Raw genomic sequence first — 16,918 nt, forward strand, 5'->3', positions numbered from 1 at the left:
GGCGCGCGGCTAGGGCCGGGCCGGGATGACGATGTTGTGCGGGGGCGCGCCGCCTGCCAGGGCGTCGAGCTGGCGGCGGAGCAGGGCGACGACGCGCGGGTGCATCGCGGCACTGTGCCCACCGACGTGCGGAGTGAGGATGACGCCTTCGAGACCCCACAGGGCGTGCTCCGGCGGCAGCGGCTCGGGATCGACGACGTCCAGCGCGGCCCTGACCCGGCCGGCCCGGACCGCGTCGACCAGATCCGCGGTGACGACCACCCCGCCGCGCGCGACGTTCACCAACAGGGCGGCGGGCTTCATCGCGGCCAGGAACTCCCGGTCCACCAGGGCCGCGGTGCTCGGGTTCAGCGGCACGGCGAGCACGACGATGTCCGCGTCGGGCAGCAGCGCCGGCAGTTCGCCGACCGCTCGCACGACGCCGTCGGCGTCGACCCTGCCGTGCGTCGCCACCCGGAGGACGTCGACCTCGAAGGGCTTCAGCCGGCCGACGACCGCCCGGCCGACGCCGCCCTGGCCGACCACGATCACCTTGGAGTCCGCCAGCGCCGGGGATTCGGCGTGGGCCCACCGGTGCTCCGCCTGCGCGCGCAGCAACGTCGGCAGCCGGCGCTGGCTGGCGATCATCAACCCGACCGCCAGCTCGGCGGTGGACGCCTCGTGCACCCCCGCGGCGTTGCAGAAGACGTGCCCGTCGGGAAGGACGGTACTGACGCCCTCGTAGCCGATCGACTGGCTCTGCACGACCAGGGGGCGCAGGCCCCGCAGCGCCGTCAGCACGGTCGGGGCGGCCATGTACGGCACCACGACGAGGTCGAGATCCGCCCGGGGCGGCGGGCCGGACAGGTCCCAGACAGTCACCTCCGTCCCGGCAATGGGGGCGAGCGCGGCCCGGAGCTCCTCGGTCGGAACGGTCACGACCAGCGGCCCGTGGTGTCCGGACAAGGAGGTCTCCTTCTGGCGTCGTGTGCTCAGGGCCGTGAGCGCGTGGGCGCGGCCGTCCGTCTGCCGTCGGCAGACGGATTCTGCTGCCAGCCGAGCGGCGTCCCGGTGCGGCCTCCCTCGGCCCTAGGTTGCCACCATGACCGAGACGACGACCGCCCTCGACGGCGAAGCGATCACGGGCTGGGCGGCCGGCGTCCCGTTCACGGCGCTGCCACCTGCCGGCGGCGCGGGCGAGCCCGCGCCGCTGGTGGTGACCTGGCACATGATGGACGCGCCGCGTTCGGACGCCGCGTTCGCCGCGGCGCTCCCGCTGGCGGCCGTGCCCGCGTGGCGGGTGCATCTCGGGATGCCGTGGGTCGGCCGGCGCCCGCGGGACGACGGGTACGAGGCGGCGCTGGCCGATCCGATGCTGGGATACGTCGATCCGGTCGTCCGGCAGGCCACCGGCGAGTTCCCCGCGGCGCTCGACGCGTTGCGGGAGATGTTCGCCTTCCGGGACGGGCCGATCGGCGTCGTCGGCGCGTCCCTCGGAGGCAACGTCGCGCTCGACGTCGTGGCCCGGCTGCCCGTCGAGGTCTCCGCGGTGGCGCTGGTCAACCCGGCCATCCGGGCACGCACCGCGGTCGAGGTCTTCACCGCGGCCGCGGGCACGACCTACGACTGGTCCGAGCCGGCGCTCGCCGCGGCCGACCGGCTGGACTTCGTGGCCCACGCCGGCCTGGTCGGCGCCCGCCGGCCGGAGCCGGCCGTTCTCCTGGTCAGCGGCGCGCTCGACTACCCGAACAGCCGCGCCGACGCGGACGCGCTGGTGACAGCGCTCCGGGCCGACTACCGCGAACCCGACCGGGTCCGGCTGGCCACGATCGAGGGCCTCGACCATCCGTTGGCCGAGCGTCCCGGCCTCGAACCGGCGCCCCAGCTCCCGTTGGCCAAGGTCGTCGACCGCGTGGTCGGCGACTGGCTGCGCGCGCACCTGTAACCGGGCCGCGTACCGGGACCGCCCGCGCGGCGCGCCCAGGCCGGCACCGCAGGGGTTGCTTTCCGCCGAGCGGCGGAATTGGGTTGGGTCATGGTCGAGGTCACCGTTGCCCAGAGGATGTGGCGGCTGTTCGAGCCGGTGCACGCCGTCACCTACTTCGCGCCGGCCAGCCTGGCGGCGTGGGAGGACGCCGGCGTGCGGGGCTACTGGCGCGGCTACTTCGCCGGCCGGGCCGCGCCGCTGGGTCCCGTCGAGGCCGGGCCGGTCGTCGGCGCCTTCTTCGGGTTCGCGCCCGCCATGGTGGCCCGCGCGCTGCCGGACGTCTGGACGCGGATCTCGCCGGAGAAGGCGCTCGCCACCCGCCTCGACGGCGCCCGTGCCGCGCTCGGGCCGCTGCTCGCCGGCACCGACCCGGACGAGGTCGCCGAGCTGGCCACGCTGCTGCGTTCGACGGCCGAGGCGGTGCCGGTCGCCGGTCGCGTCCTCGGCGCCGCGAACGCCGCGCTGCCCTGGCCCGACGACCCGGTCGCCGTCCTGTGGCACGCCAGCACGGTCCTGCGGGAGCACCGAGGCGACGGGCACGTCGCGGCCCTGGTCACCGCCGGTCTCGACGCCCCCGAAAGCCTTGTCTGGCGGGTCAGCAGGGGCGGCACCGACCGCGCGTTCTATCAGCGGATCCGCGGCTGGACCGACGACGAGTGGGACGCCGCGGCTGGCCGGCTGCGCGCTCGCGGCTGGCTCGACGCCGCCGGGGCCCCGACCGCGCTGGCGCTCGACGCCGCCCGCGACCTGGAGGCGACGACGGACCGCCTCGCGGGCCCGGCCTGGGATGCCCTCGAACCGGTCATGATCGAACGTGTGGCGACACTGCTCGCGCCGATCGCCCAGGCCGCCGCGCCGCTGCTGATGTGGCCCAACCCCGTCGGTGTGCCGGATCCACGAGCCCCAGACGCGGGCTGACCGGGGCGGGTGATCAGGGCCGGCGGGCGGGGGTCAGGACTGGGCGTCCGCGTTGGCGGCGATCGCGTCACGGACGTACCGGGCCAGGCCCGGAGCCACGCCCTCGTACAGCCGGGTGAACCGCTCGTCGGCCAGGTACAGCTCGCCGAGGCCGCGGTGGATGGTGTGGTCGCAGTCGTAGAACCAGTGGGTGATGAACCGGCGGTGCTGCTCGGCGAGCGCCATCGCCGCCGGTCCGTCCGCGGGCAGGCCGGCCAGCAGCGCGTCGCGGAAGGCACGCAGGCCCTCGTCCGACTCGGCCTTCATCCGGGCCCAGTCGGCCTTCGTGTAGGCGGCCGTGCGGCGTTGGGACTGTCGATAGGCGTCCGTCTCGCCCCACCGCAGCTCGGCCTCGTCGGCCCACGCCCCGCCGACCTGGTCGGTGCCGAAGACCTCGAGCTGCTCGTCCGGCGTCAGTCGCATGCCCATCGCGCGTGCCTCCAGTTCGTTGTCGATGGCGGTGACCATCGCGGCGAGCCGCGCGCCCCGCTCGACCAGCAGCTCCCGCTGCCGGCGCAGGTGCGCGACCATGTCCACGTCCGGGTCGTCCACCAGGGCTCGGACGGCCTCGAGCGTGAACCCCAGCTCGCGGTACACGAGTACCTGCCGCAGCCGCTCGAGATCGGGCCCGTGGTACACCCGGTACCCGCCGGTGGTCCGGCCCGACGGTCGGACCAGCCCGATCCGGTCGTAGTGGTGCAGCGTCCGGACGGTTATCCCGGCCCGCCGCGCGGCCTGACCGACCGTGAGCCCGGTGCCGATCGCCGCCTGATCGCTGCTCACACCGCCGACTCTGTGCCCTGACCTCGCGTCAGGGTCAAGCCGCGCGGCGCGGACACCTTGTAGAGGGCGACCAGGTAGCGGCAGGGCGCCTCGGTCGGGTTGACGTACACGCAGTCGGCCGGGGCGCCGAGCTGGAGGCAGTCGCCCTGGCCCAGCTCGTGGACGTCGTCGCCCTCCACGAAGCGGAGCCGGCCGGCGAGGACCCAGATCTGCTGGTCGATGAAGCGGTAGGTGCTGGCCGGCATCGCCACGGTCGCCCCGGCCGGCAGCTCGACCTGGACGAGCTCCAGGCCGGTGCTCGCCGGCGGGGACACGGCGCGGCGCGAGTAGCCGCTGTCGGGGTCGGTCCAGAGGGGCTGCTCGCCGTGACGGGTGAGCCGCGACGGCCCGCTCTCCGCCCGCGCGATCAGCTCCGAGAGCGTGAGCCCCAGCGCGCCGGAGAGCTTGGCCAGCAGCGCCGCCGTCGGCTGGGCCTCCGCGCGTTCGACCTTGGAGATCATCGCCCGGGAGACCCCGGACGCGTCGGCCAGCCCCGCGACGGTCAGGCCGCGCGCGGCCCGGGCGGATCGGACGGTGGCCGCCAGCGCGGCGCCGAGTGTGTCACTCACGGCCCCAGCCTAGTGAAACTATGGTAAGTCTCGCGTCTACTATAAGAACGTGCCTAGCGAACCCTGGCAGATCCGGCCGGCGACCGCGGCGGACGCCCCGGCCTGTGCGGCGATCTACGCGGACTACGTCACCGACACGGCGATCACCTTCGAGACCGAGGTCCCGTCGATCGAGGAGATGGCCGGCCGCATCCAGCGGTCGAACGAGCGCCACGCCTGGCTGGTGCTCGAGGTCGACGGGACGGTCGTCGGGTACGCCTACGGGCGGGAGTACCACGCCCGCGCCGCCTACGGCTGGTCGTGCGAGGCGAGCGTCTACCTGCGGATGGGCCGGCGCCGCACGGGCGCCGGGCGCGCGCTCTACCAGGCGCTGCTGCCCCGGCTCGCCGAGCGCGGCTACCGCCGGGTCATCGCGGGGATCACCCAGCCCAACGACGCCAGCAACGGCCTGCACTACGCCTTCGGCTTCACCGACGTCGGGGTCATGTACAAGATCGGCTGGAAGCACGGCGTCTGGCACGACGTCGCCTGGCTGCAGCTGGACCTGACGCCGGACGAGGACCCCGTCAAGCCGCCCGACCCGGTCGCCTGACGCCGCGGCCTCAGGGCCGGGGCTCACCGAAGGCGGCCTGGTCGCTGCCCCAGGGGTGCGCGGGGAACGGGTAGTCGTCGAAGCCGGGAAGCGCCGGACGGGCCGTCGTGCGGGTGCCGTGCGTGACGGCCGACCGGGCGGTGGGCACGGAGGCCGCAGGATGGTCCGGTTCGCGGCCGGGCCTGTCGAGCAGCCAGGCCGCTGTGCGGGCGAGGGCGGCGGCGAGGTCGCGGCCCCGCCCGTCGGCGGCCCGGTCGACCAGCGCGTCGATGATCGACGCGGCGAGCAGGTACCCGGTCGCGTGGTCGAGCGCCTGCGCGGGCAGCGCGCCAGGCGTCGCGCCGTCGGCGCTCTCGAGCAGCGCGATGCCCGACGCGGCCTGGACGATGGAGTCGAAGCCACGCCGGCCGGCCCACGGGCCGGTGTCGCCCCAGGCGTTCACCCGGGCGCGGATCAGCCCGGGTGGCGGGCGCAGCCCGAAGGCCTCGATCGCGCCGGGCCGGTAGCCGGTCACCAGCACGTCCGCCGCGTCGAGAAGCTCCTGGGCGCGGGCCAGGTCGGTCCGCAGGTCCAGGATCGCGGTCCGCTTGCCCTGGCCGGTGTCGAGCTGCTGCCAGGCGATCTCCGCGGGGACCGGGGGATCGAGGCGCAGCACGTCCGCGCCGAGCAGGGCGAGCGTGCGCCCGCACACCGGGCCCGCGAGGACCCGGGTCAGGTCGAGCACCCGCACGCCGGCCAGCGGGAGCGCGCCGCCCGTCAGCGTGCGGGCGGCGGCATCGGCGCGGTCCACGTCGTCGCGGTCAACCCTGCGCACGAGCGGTCCGACGGCCGCGGCGGCACCGGGCTCGGACGCCCGCCACTCGGCCTCGGTCCGGACCCGGACCGCGAGGGCGCCGGCCGCGGACGCCAGGTCCTCCAGCTCGGCGGCCGGCCGCGCCTCGATCGCCTTGGCCACGGTCTCTCGGTCGGCGGCGTCGGGAAGGCCGAGGAGGCGCAGGAGCCGGTCGCGGTGGTGCGGGTAGTTCGCGTGGGTCCGCACCCAGCCGTCCCGGGTGGGAAAGAAGCCGGACAGCGGCGCGAAGGCGTCCGCGCCGCCGTCGCCGTCACGGAACAGGCGCTCGCTGCCGAACGCGGCGGCGACCCGCTCCGGGTCCGGCGCGGCCCGGACGATCGGACCGGTCGCGCCGGCGCGCACGGCTGCCGCGCGGACCGCCTCCACCGACATCGTGGCGAGCGGGAGGACCGGGAGAACGGCGGACAACCAGCCGGACATGATCACAGCTTAGCCGCGGAGCCGACCGCGACCGCTCGGATCGTGACCGGTACCGCCTGACCGGCTAGGCGGGCTGCCCGGTCTCGCCGAGCGCGGCCTGCGGCCCGACGGCGGTGGAGGCGCGGGGCAGCGCCAGCGCGGCGATCACGCAGGCCAGCGCCATCACGCCGGCCATCACGTAGAACACGGTCCGGGTGGCCTGGGCGAAGTCGAGCTGGACGAAGTGGGGGATCTGCGCGGTCGAGCCGGTCGCGTGGTCGGACTGGGACGACTGGGCGGCGATCCGGTGGGCCTCGGCCGGCGGCGCGCCCTGGGCCACCAGCGAGCTGGTCAGGTGCGAGCGCAGCTGGGTCACCTGGATGGTGCCGAGGACGGCGATCCCCAGGCTGGAGCCGTAGTTGCGGACCGTCTGGGTGATGCCGGTGACCTCGCCGTAGGCCGTGGCGGGCGCCCGGTTGAGGGCGTCGGTGTTCGCCTGCCCGATGATCAGGCCCATCCCGGCGCCGGTGAGGATGATGCACCAGATCTGGCCGCCGAGGTGCAGCGAGTCGAGCCGCTGGCCCCAGAGCACCAGCCCGGCGCAGGCGACGGCGCAGCCCAGGACCACCGGGCGCCACGCGCCACCCCGGTCCAGCATCCGCCCGCCCACCTGCGCGGCGATCGCGAAGCCGATGAAGAAGTAGAGCAGCAGCAGGCCCGAGTCGGCCGGTTTCTCGCCGAGGGAGACCTGCGCGTACTCGCTCGCGAAGAAGAAGATCGGAACGAACGCGACCATCGACAGGCCGAGGATCACGTTGTCGACCAGGAAGCCGCGGTTGCCGAAGATCCGCAGCTCGATCAGCGGTGACCGGGTGCGCAGCTCGACCCAGCCGAAGACCAGCAGCAGGACGAAGCCCAGCGCGATGCACGCGCCGGTCAGCGGGTCCGACCAGCCCCAGCGCGCCGCCTGCTGGAAGCCGAACACCGACAGCCCCGTCCCGGCTGCGACCAGCGCGAACCCGCGGTAGTCCATCCGGGCGCCGGTCCGAACTGACGCCGGTCGCGCGAGCACCGTCAGGACGAGCGCCACGATGGCGATCGGGATGTTCACCCAGAAGATCGCCCGCCACGTCCACTGGGTCAGGAACCCGCCCAGCGCCGGGCCGACGGCCGTCAGCCCGCCGGCGATCCCGAAGAACAGCGCCATCGCCCGGCCGCGCTCGTGCGTCTCGTAGCTGTTGACGACGATCGCCAGGGCCGCCGGGTACATCAGCGCGCCGCCGGCGCCCTGCAGGGCCCGGAACGTCACGATCCACGCCTCGGCGAGGCTGCCCGACGGGGTGAAACCGCACATGGCCGAGGCGACGGCGAACGTCGTGATCCCGATGAGGACCATCAGCCGGTGCCCGAGCGTGTCGGCGAGCCGTCCTCCGAACGCGAACAGCGCCGCGAGGGCCAGCAGGTAGGCGTTGACCGCCCACTGGACGCCGGTCGCGGACAGCTTCAGCTCGCTCTGGATCTGCGGAGCGGCGATCGACACGATCGTCATGTCGATGAACGTCATCGCCACGGCGAAGATCATCGCGGTGAGCGCGAGGCCGCGGCGCGGGCTTCCCACGTCGGCTGTGGTCATGTCCGGCTCCAGTCGTGCGCGGAACCGCGCCCGCGGCCCGTCCGAGTGGGTTTCACGAACTCTGCCCGTTCGGTCCCACCGTAGCCGTGCGGCCGCGGCCGGCGCGGGCGAGGATCTCCTCGACGGGCAGTGGCCAGCCTGGGTGGTGACTCAGGCACAGCGCGGTGGTGACGCAGGGGAACGGGAGGCCGGCGCCGGCGGCGTAGAACTCGCCGACCCCGAGGCGGCCGACCTCCGGGGCCTCACCACCGAGCGCCCGCGCCATGGCCCGGGCCGCGTCGATCTGGGCCGGTGCGTTGAGCCGGCCGAAGAACTGGGTGGCGGCGAGGCGCGGGACGCGGTCGGGCAGGGCGTGCGGGGCCGGGGCGGCGAAGATCAGCCCGAGCCCGTGGTCGGCGGACTCGGCGGCGAGCAGCAGCGTGCTGTCGGTGCTCGGCGTCGGCGGTCCGGCCGGCACGAGGCGGTGCGCCTCGTCCATCACCACCAGGCCGGCCAGCGGCCGGTCCGTGGCGGGCAGCCGGCGGGCCCACGCCGTGGTGGCGAGCTGCAGCTGGCGGACGAACACCTGCCGGGCCTCGTCGGTGGGCAGGCCGGCCAGGCTGACGACCGACACCCGGGCCCGCCTGCCCGGCGCCGGGGTGAGCAGCTCGCCGGGGTCGATGGTCCCGGCGTCGAGGGGGCGCCCGTCCGGCCGTCCCGGGGTCCACACCACGACGTCCGTGTTCGCCGCGTACTCGCGGGCCAGCTCGGCGTCGCCGGGCACCCAGCCGGCCGGCGGCGACGGCCAGGCGTCGCCGAGGCGGGCCAGGTCGCCGGTCAGGTCGAGCACGATCGACGAGACGCCGCGCAGCGCGGACTCCTCGACCAGCCGCCGGACGAGAACCGTCTTCCCGGCGCCGGACCCGCCGAAGATCACCGTATGGCGGCGCAGCGCCGCCAGCGGTAGCCGGACCGGCGCCCGCGGTCCCGCGGCCGTGCCGATCGGCACCGACTCGGCGGCTCCGCTCGTCGCGGTCGTCGGCTCCGCCGCCGCCGCGTCGTCGGCCCGCTCGCCGCGCCCGGTGGGCTGCGCCACCAGGACCGGCAGCTCGAAGCGGGGCGCGGGGCGGGCCGGTTCGGCCGTGACGGCGGGGCCGACGGAGATCGTCAGGTCGGAGAACGCGGCCGGCGCGGCGGGGACGGCGACCGGCACGGCCGTGACCGGATCGAGGGAGAACTCCGCCGCCACCGTCACAGGCGGTTCCGCCGCCGCGGGTACCGAGGCCGGAGGTTCGGACACCGAGGCCGCAGGCTCGGGGATCGACGGCGGCGGCTCGGAGACCGAGGCCGGCGGCTCGGCCGACACGGGTGGCCGGGCGGACGCGGGGGCCATGGGCGTCACCGGAACAAGGCCGGCTGTTCGGACCGGGGCGACCCGCTGGGGCCAGGCCGGCGGCCGGGCGCCGTTCGACCGCACGGCCTGGGGCGGCGGCCCGGTCGGGGACGACGGCTCGACCGCCGCTGACGCGGGCGCTGGGCTGGCCGCCTGGGCCGCCACCGGCAGCGTCACCGGCACCGGCACCGGCACAGTGCCGGGCGGCGTCACCGGCGCCTCGGACGCGGGACCGGCGAGCGCCGACGGCGCCCCGGCGACCGGGACCGGCCGGGCGGGAGCCGTCGGAGCCGGCGCCATCGCTGGAGCTGGAGCCGGAGTCGGAGCCGTCGGCGTCGCCGGCCCGGCCGGGCCCCCGTTCGCGCTTCCGGGGACCGGGACCGGGACGAGCAGGGCGGCGGCCGCGAGGCCGGGACGGACGAGCTCCCTGGGAGGGAGCCCCCACGGCGCCCGGGCGGCCGTCGGGTTGGCCGGGACCGGCGGCCGGACCAGGGCGCCGTCTCGGCTCGGTGGCCGCCAGGTCGGGTCCTCCGACGGCGCGGGCGGAACCTCCGCCGCCGGCGGGCCCAGGTCCGCGGGCCTGGACACCGTCGTCGGCTCGATCCCGCGGACCACCGTCGGTGCCGGCGCGGTCATCGCCGCCGGACGTGGCGCCAGCCCGGGAACCGCGACCGGTGCCGGCGGGGTCGGCCTCGGCTCGGGGGTGGGCGTCGCGACGATGGCCAGGGCCGGCTGCGCCGGCTCGGGCTGCCCGGCGAGCGGACGCAGGTGGGCCGTGGCCGGTGCCGTGACGACGAAGGGGGAGCGGCTGGCGGGCACGGCGATCACCGGCGGGTACTGGGCGGGCTCGGGCGCGAGCTCCCCGAACAGCGGCCCGAGGATGGCCGCCAGCAGCGGAGTCGCGCTCGCCGGCCGGCGGGCGAGCAGCCACGTCTCCAGCGCCGGGTGCCGTCCGTCCAGCAGTTCGCGCAGGGCCGCGAACGTGCGGACGTCCTGTTCGGTGAGCAGGTGGGTCACGCCGCCGGCCCGCTCGAACGCCGCCACGGCGTCGAGCAGCATCGCGCGGCCGACCGGGTCCGTGTCATTCCGCGCGGCGGCACGGCCGCCGGCCGGGAGGCGGTCCCAGGACGCGGCGGGGTCCCAGGAAGCGGTGCGCAGCACCACCAGCGTCCGCTGACCGGGCGGCCCGGCGAACGGGTGGCGCGCGCCGCCGCCCGCGCCGGCACCGATGCCGCCGACGAGCCCCGACATCGCGCAGGCGGCGTTGAGCCGGGCCAGTGCCGTCCGCGGCTGCGAGGTGAGGATCGCCCGGAACGACCAGTGCGCCTCGGCCCCGGTCCGCTCGGCCAGGACCTGGCGCAGCCGGGCGTGCAGGGCAGGCCTGCCGCTGGGCTGGGCGTCCCGGCTGAACGCGGCGCCCGCCGGCCCGAGCTCGGTGAGCCACGCGTCCAGCCCGGCGGCCAGCAGGTCCGGGACGAGCGCGTCCTCGTTGCGCTCGGTCAGGGCGGCGAGTCCGGGGACGGCCGAGCGCAGCCGGGCCCAGGCGACGTCCAGCTCGGCGAGGCCGACCATGAGCCTGCGGGCCGCCGGCCCGTCCGGGCCGGTGCCGTTCGGTCCGGGCTCGATCGGCGGCGTTGCCGACGCGAGCCCGGACCGGTCCGGCTCGCTCGTGGGGTCCGTGGCCGCGCCGGGCGCGCGCAGCTCGGTGAAGGATCCGGCGGCCAGGCCGGCGCGCAGGTGGGTGTCGACGCGACGCAGCAGCGCGCGCGGGGTCTCGTCGACGGCGGCGCGCAGCGCGTCCGGATGCACCGGCCAGGTCGGGTACGGCGGCACGAACCCGATCAGCTGGTAGCGCGGGGCGAACCGGCGGGCCACGAGCCGCTCGGCGAGCCCGACGGCGCCGATGCGGCCCAGCGGGTCGAGCACCCGGAACCGGTCGGTCACCGGGCCGACCGCTCGGCCGGCGACGAGGTCCCAGGTCGCCGGCAGGCAGGTGACCAGGCACAGCGTCCGGGTGGTCAGGTCGCGCAGGCCGGCGAGCCCGTCGGCGACCTCGTGGACGAGCTGGCCGGCCCAGCCCTCCTCCGGTTCACCCTCGCGCGGCCCGGGTGGGTCGGCGGGCGAGCCCCCCAGCACCGGCTGGGCGTGCGCGGCCGGCAGGGCCGGGGCGAGGGCGGTGTCGATCTGGTCGACGGCGATCACGGTCGGGCCGGTCAGGGCGAGCAGCCGGGACAGCTCGCGGACGATCTCGGCGGCCGGTTTCGCCGGCGCGCGCATCCCCCGTTCGGCCCGCTGGTTCGGGAACTGCTCCGCCATCGACTGCAGGTAGCCGCGGCCGACGTCCTCGTCGGCCAGGTCGTCCGAGCCGAACAGGACCAGCGCGCGCAGCGTGTCCTGGCAGTCGCCGCCGAGCCGGCGGTCGTGGCCGCGCAGCGCGACGACGAGGTCCTTGAGGTGCACCGGCTCCAGCGGGGCCTCGCCGGTGACCGCCGCGGTGATCGCCGGCGCGGCGCCGACGACGTCGGCCAGCCGGCGCAGGAACAGCCGCAGCTGGGTCTCGCCGCCGTCGACCGGCCGGGCGAGGCCGTCGACGATCGCGCCCACGACGCTCTCCCAGAACGGCGTGCCCCCGCCGAGCGGGCCGACCAGGAAGAAGTAGCCGCCGGCCGTCTGCACCTGCTCGCGGGCCCAGCCGAGCAGATGGGTCTTGCCCGTGCCGGCCTCGCCCTGGAGGACCAGACCCGGTGAGTTGTCCGCGGGCTCGGCGGCCGCGTCGCGGACCGCGGCGGACAGCGCGCGGACGGCGTCGGCGTGCAGGCCGTCGACATGCCACGGCGCCGAGGCCCACACGCCGTCGAAGCTGCGGATCCAGCGGAGATTCAGGGCCGCGAACGCGGCCCGCTCGCCTGCACCCGACATCTCGTCCGCTCTCTCCGCTCCCGCCTCAGGCGCCAGACCAGCCCGCCGAGCCCGGCGGACGGCGGCCACGCGAAAGCCGGGGAAGCGGCTCTACGAGCGGATACCGTGCTCAGGGCGGTCAAGGGGCGCGAAACGTCACTATGGCGTTCTAGGTTTGCACACGGCCCGAAGCGAGCCGGCCGCGCCCTCCGTCCGGCCCGTCGGGCGCGGGGTTTCACCCGCGTGCCGGCTGCCCGTCGCCAGGCCACCCGGGCTGGGCGTTCGTCCGGGCGCCGGAAGCTCCTTGGCCGCGAACGGCCCCCGCCGCGATCGATGCGCGAATTGGCATGATCGCGTAGCGTTTGGGCCGGGGGGACCCGGGCGGTTTCGGGGCGTGCGATAACAATGGCGACGTCGCGTAACCGGTCGGACGCCCGTGGGCCGGCGCGTCGCCGGGACCCGCGCCCGCGGTCCCGCGTGGCCGTACCCGCGCCGCCAGCCGAGACACCGCAGCCCGCGCCGATCGGCGACGCCTGCGGGGAGGAGACGAAGACCCGTGCTCACGCCGCTGGGCGACAAGGACCCGCGCCAGATCGGCCCGTACCGGATTCAGAGCCTGCTCGGCCGGGGCGGGATGGGCGCCGTCTACCTCGGCTTCTCGCCCGAGGACAAGGCGGTCGCGGTCAAGGTCCCCGCGCCGGCGCTCGCGCGCGACGAGCAGTTCCGGTCGAGGTTCCGCCGCGAGGTCGACGCCGCCCGCCGGGTGCACGGCCCGGCCGTCGCCAGGGTGCTCGATGCCGACACCGCCGGCGACCGGCCCTGGATGGCCACCGAGTACGTCGAGGGCAAGAGCCTGGCCGAGGCGGTGTCCGACCGGGGCCAGCTCGACGACCGGCTGCTCACGGGCCTGGCCGCCGGCCTGGCCGAGGCGCTGGTCGCGATCCACGACGCCGGCGTGGTGCACCGCGACCTGAAGCCCGCGAACATCGTGCTCGCCTGGGACGGGCCCAGGGTCATCGACTTCGGCGTGGCCAGCGCCTCGGACACGACCAGGCACACCAGCACCGGGGTGCTCATCGGCACGATCGTCTGGATGGCCCCCGAGCAGCTGCGCGGCGAACGGGCCGGCCCGGCCGCGGACGTCTTCGCCTGGGGCGCCTGCGTCGCGTTCGCCGCGACCGGCCACCCGCCGTTCCGGGCCCCGACCCCGGAGGCCGTCGGGGTGCGCATCCTCAACGCGGCGCCTGAGCTCTCCGGTGTGCCGTCAGGGCTGCTGCCGATCGTGCGGTCCGCCCTGGACAAGGACCCGGCCCGCCGGCCGACCGCGATCGAGCTGCGCGACCGTCTTCTGCGCGGCGCGGCGGGGGACAACCTGTCGGGAGCCGCCGCGACCGAGCGCGTCGTGACCTCGGACGAACGCTACGAGACCGCGATGGCCCGCTTGTGGGAACTGCCGCCCGCCACCCCCGACCCCTCGGCCCCCCGCAGGCCTCCGGCCGGGCCGCCCCGGCCCACGGCGCGCCAGGAGTACTCGACGCCGCCGTACACCCGGTCCACCCCGCCGCCGGCCCACGGGTCGTCCGGGGGTTACGGCGACAGGGGCTACGGCGACAGGGGTTACGGCGACGCGGGCTACGGCGACAGCGGGTACCGCGGGCCCGGCTACCCGGCCGCCGGCGGTGGCGGCCGGACGCCGCCACCGACCCCCCGGGCCGGCCGGCGGGGCGCCATGGTGGCGCTCGTGGCCGTGTTCGTGCTGCTGGTCGTCGGCGGACTCGTCGCGGGGGCCCTCGCGCTCATGAAGAACGGCAGCCCCGGCTCGGACGCCGCGTCGACCGGCAGCCCCAGCGACACCGGTGCCGGCACCACGGCGGCCGGCGGGCCGACCGCGACGACCAGCCGGGCGTCCGCGACGGCCGTGCCGACGACTCCGCGCCGGCTGACGAAGCAGGACGTGCGGGACAGGGTGAAGTCGCTCGGCTACTCCGCCGACCTCTCGACCTTCGACGCGGCCCGCCCGCTGAACGTCGTCATCGGCAGCCAGACCGTCGCGAGCGGCAACCCCGACGGCAGCGACGCACTCGTCCAGCGCGCGTTCGTCTTCACCGACACCGAGTTCCTCGGCTACGACACGTCCCAGCCCAGCCGGCAGATCAAGGTGATCGCGACCACGAAGTCGTATGTCGTCCTCGAGTACGGCACCTTCGCGGCCGACGACCCGGACTGCTGCCCGACCGGCACGGCGCGGGTCCGGTTCAACTGGGACGGCCAGCACTTCACGCCGCAGGACCCCTCGGCCATCCCGCCGTCCGACCCGACCGTCGACGGCAGCCGCCGCTGACGACCGGCACTGCTGACGACTGGTACCGCTGATTACTGGCGCTGCTCGCGACTGGCACTTCGGTGGTCGTCGCCAGGCCGACATGGTGGCGTAGCGGGAAATGCCCACCTGGCTGACGAATGGTTGAGAAGGTGATGAGCAGCGGGGGTGCCATTCTCGTAGGACCCAGTCGACTGGCCTCGAACCCAATCCGGCACCGCCTCGGCTGCAGGGGGATTCGTGCTGGCACCGCTCACGGACGACGACCCGCGTTCCATTGGGCCGTTCCGGCTTGGTGGCCGGCTTGGCTCGGGCGGCATGGGCACCGTCTATCTCGGTTTCGGGACTGACGACCAGGCCGTCGCCGTGAAGGTCCCGTCGGCGTCGCTCGTCGATGACGCGCGCTTCCGGGCCCGGTTCCGCCGCGAGGCCGTCGCCGTCCAGTCGATAGACAGCGGCTCGGTGGCCGCCGTGGTCGCCGCCGACACCGAGGCCAACCCGCCGTGGCTGGCCACCGAGTTCATCCAGGGCGCCACCCTGCTCGACGCGGTCGCGGGACGTGGGCCGCTCGCCGCCCGGCTGGTCGTCGGCTTCGCCGCCGGCCTCGCCGACGGGCTGGTCGCGATCCACGCGGTGGGCGTCGTGCACCGTGACCTCAAGCCGGCCAACGTCGTGCTCGCCTGGGACGGCCCGAAGATCATCGACTTCGGGGTCGCGCTGACCACCCGCTCGCTGCTCGGCGTCGACAGTGGCGCCGACTCCGACGTCACGGTCGCCCAGACCCAGGCCGGCCAGCGCCTGGGCACCTTCGTCTGGATGGCGCCGGAGCAGCTGCGCGGCGGGACGGTCGGCCCAGCCGCGGACGTGTTCGCCTGGGGTGCCTGCGTCACCTATGCCACCACCGGTCACGGCCCGTTCCGGGCGGACGGCGCGTTCGAGATCATCGCCAGGATCCAGCGCGACGAGCCGGACCTCGACGGGGTGCCGGCCGAGCTGGTCGACCTGGTGCGCGCGACGCTGGCCAAGGACCCGGACGACCGGCCGACGGCGGCGGCACTGGTCAGCGCGCTGCTGCACCAGAACGTCCAGACGCCGCTCGAGTCGGACCGGGCGGTCGAGACCGCGCTGCTGCCCTGGGTCGCCCAGCCGCCCACGCCGTCGCCCATCGACACGGCGCTGGGCGAGGCGCCTGTTCCGGCGCAACCAGACGTGGACGTGCCGTCCGGCACCCTCGTGCTGCCGCCGCCCGTCAAGGCGCTGCCTGCCGCGAAGGCGCTGCCGCCCGCGAAGGCGCTACCGGCCGCGACGCCGGAACTCCCGGCTGTCGCCCCAGTGGACACCGGCCCGCGGCAGCTTGCCGCGCGCGCCGCCAGCGGGGGAGCGCTGCCCACTCCGCGCGCGTACGGCGAGGGCCGCGGGGGTGGCGGCTCGCGCCGGGACGACGATTCGGGCGACCTGCCGACCATGCTTCCGCCGGGCGCGTACGGGGAGGCTCGCGGGGGCGGCGGCTCGCGCCGGGACGACGACTCCGGCGAGCTGCCGACGATGCTGCGCTCGCCGCTGCAGCGGACCCAGGAGGGCCACGCGGGCGTCGGCGCGCGCCGCGAGGACGACGACTCCGGGGACCTGCCCACCATGCTGCGCTCGCCGTTGCAGCCGGACCACGAGCGGCCACGCGCCGGCGGCGGCTCTGGTGGCCGGCCGGACGAGGCCGCGTTCGCCGACGCCGCGGGCTGGCAGGGCGGCCCGCGGCCGCCCGTCCAGGTCGGTCCAGGCCGGCCCTCGTCAGCGGTCAAGATCGTGCTGGCCCTCGTGACGGTGCTCGTGGTGGCCGCGGCCGTCGGCCTCGCGCTGGTGCTCGCGCACTCCGGCGGCGGTGGCGGTTCCGGCGTCGAGGTCAGCTCGACCTCGACCGGAGCGCCGACCGACGCCGTCACCGCGACCCCGTCCACCCCTGAGACGGTGGCGAGCACCACCGACGCGGCGGTCCCGCCGCCGGCCGCGACGACGGCCGCGCCCAGCCGGCAGGCCACGACGAAGCCCTCCGCCACCCCGACGCAGGCGCCGACCTCGCCGCCATCCCAGACCCCGACGCACACCACCACTACCCCGCCGCCGACGAGCACGACGCCGTCGGTCGCCCCGACCAGCGACCACCCGTCGACGCCGTCGGCCACGGCCGCGCCTCCTACCGGCTCGGCCCCGACGCCCACGGCCTGAGGCACCTCCCGGGAAGCGCGGCCCGGAGCCGAGCGGCCGGCCCCCGCCGGTGATCGCTGGTTTGGCCCTGCCGTGGTCGTGAACTGGCCCTCGAAACAGCCACCAGAGGGCCAAAACGACGATCATGCGCTGCCCGCTGCCCGCTGCCCGCTGCCCGCTGCCCGCTGCCCGCTGCCCGCTGGCGCGGGTCGGGGCCGAGGGGCGTGCGCGGGCTCCGCGCGTCCGCTGCCGCCGACGGCGACCGTAGAAAATTTGTCAAAACCAGTGATCTGAAGAAGGATCTCCTGTGTAGAGACGGATGCGGCGACGTATTTACG

The 16,918-nt window shown here is 75.9% G+C and carries 11 protein-coding genes; 5 read left to right on the forward strand and 6 right to left on the reverse strand.

The genetic code is table 11. The annotated features are described in order from the left end of the window. Positions 1–9: 9 nt before the first annotated feature. The gene (locus FRAEUI1C_RS12075) at positions 10–945 is read right to left on the reverse strand and encodes a 2-hydroxyacid dehydrogenase (protein ID WP_013423578.1); all 936 of its coding nucleotides are present in this window, start codon (positions 943–945) and stop codon (positions 10–12) included. 136 nt (positions 946–1,081) lie between these two features. Here FRAEUI1C_RS12075 and FRAEUI1C_RS12080 point away from each other — a divergent pair, with 136 nt between their 5' ends. Then, positions 1,082–1,924, forward strand: a complete 843-nt coding sequence (locus FRAEUI1C_RS12080; protein ID WP_013423579.1) for an alpha/beta hydrolase family protein — start codon at positions 1,082–1,084, stop codon at positions 1,922–1,924. Positions 1,925–2,014: 90 nt separating this feature from the next. After that, positions 2,015–2,884, forward strand: coding sequence for an SCO6745 family protein (locus FRAEUI1C_RS12085; RefSeq protein ID WP_013423580.1), 870 nt, complete (start codon positions 2,015–2,017; stop codon positions 2,882–2,884). A 33-nt stretch (positions 2,885–2,917) separates the two neighbouring features. On the opposite strand, the gene FRAEUI1C_RS12090 is transcribed toward FRAEUI1C_RS12085, so the two are convergent. Both FRAEUI1C_RS12090 and FRAEUI1C_RS12095 read right to left on the reverse strand, forming a co-directional pair. Beyond that, positions 2,918–3,706 (reverse strand): MerR family transcriptional regulator, encoded by a 789-nt coding sequence (locus tag FRAEUI1C_RS12090; RefSeq protein WP_013423581.1) that lies wholly within the window; start codon positions 3,704–3,706, stop codon positions 2,918–2,920. Continuing rightward, the gene (locus tag FRAEUI1C_RS12095) at positions 3,703–4,314 is read right to left on the reverse strand and encodes a helix-turn-helix domain-containing protein (RefSeq protein WP_013423582.1); all 612 of its coding nucleotides are present in this window, start codon (positions 4,312–4,314) and stop codon (positions 3,703–3,705) included. Before FRAEUI1C_RS12095 ends, FRAEUI1C_RS12090 begins: the two co-directional genes overlap by 4 nt. 49 nt (positions 4,315–4,363) lie before the next feature. Here FRAEUI1C_RS12095 and FRAEUI1C_RS12100 point away from each other — a divergent pair, with 49 nt between their 5' ends. Beyond that, positions 4,364–4,906 carry a GNAT family N-acetyltransferase gene (locus FRAEUI1C_RS12100; protein WP_013423583.1) on the forward strand — a complete coding sequence of 181 codons (543 nt, stop codon included), beginning with the start codon at positions 4,364–4,366 and terminating at the stop codon, positions 4,904–4,906. A 10-nt stretch (positions 4,907–4,916) separates the two neighbouring features. On the opposite strand, the gene FRAEUI1C_RS12105 is transcribed toward FRAEUI1C_RS12100, so the two are convergent. The 3 genes from FRAEUI1C_RS12105 to FRAEUI1C_RS40955 form a co-directional block, all read right to left on the reverse strand. Beyond that, complete coding sequence (locus FRAEUI1C_RS12105; protein WP_013423584.1) at positions 4,917–6,179, reverse strand: CoA transferase; 1,263 nt, start codon at positions 6,177–6,179, stop codon at positions 4,917–4,919. Positions 6,180–6,243: 64 nt separating this feature from the next. Continuing rightward, positions 6,244–7,791, reverse strand: a complete 1,548-nt coding sequence (locus FRAEUI1C_RS12110) for an MFS transporter (protein WP_013423585.1) — start codon at positions 7,789–7,791, stop codon at positions 6,244–6,246. A 52-nt stretch (positions 7,792–7,843) separates the two neighbouring features. Then, the gene (locus FRAEUI1C_RS40955; protein ID WP_013423586.1) at positions 7,844–12,082 is read right to left on the reverse strand and encodes a helicase HerA-like domain-containing protein; all 4,239 of its coding nucleotides are present in this window, start codon (positions 12,080–12,082) and stop codon (positions 7,844–7,846) included. A gap of 535 nt (positions 12,083–12,617) precedes the next feature. Between FRAEUI1C_RS40955 and FRAEUI1C_RS12120 the strand changes: the two genes are divergently transcribed. Together FRAEUI1C_RS12120 and FRAEUI1C_RS36195 are read left to right on the forward strand one after the other, a co-directional pair. Next, complete coding sequence (locus tag FRAEUI1C_RS12120; protein ID WP_013423587.1) at positions 12,618–14,402, forward strand: protein kinase domain-containing protein; 1,785 nt, start codon at positions 12,618–12,620, stop codon at positions 14,400–14,402. Between the two features lie 219 nt (positions 14,403–14,621). Next, positions 14,622–16,601, forward strand: a complete 1,980-nt coding sequence (locus FRAEUI1C_RS36195; RefSeq protein ID WP_013423588.1) for a serine/threonine-protein kinase — start codon at positions 14,622–14,624, stop codon at positions 16,599–16,601. Positions 16,602–16,918: the final 317 nt, after the last annotated feature.

The sequence above is a fragment of the Pseudofrankia inefficax genome (assembly GCF_000166135.1).
Taxonomy (GTDB): domain Bacteria; phylum Actinomycetota; class Actinomycetes; order Frankiales; family Frankiaceae; genus Pseudofrankia; species Pseudofrankia inefficax.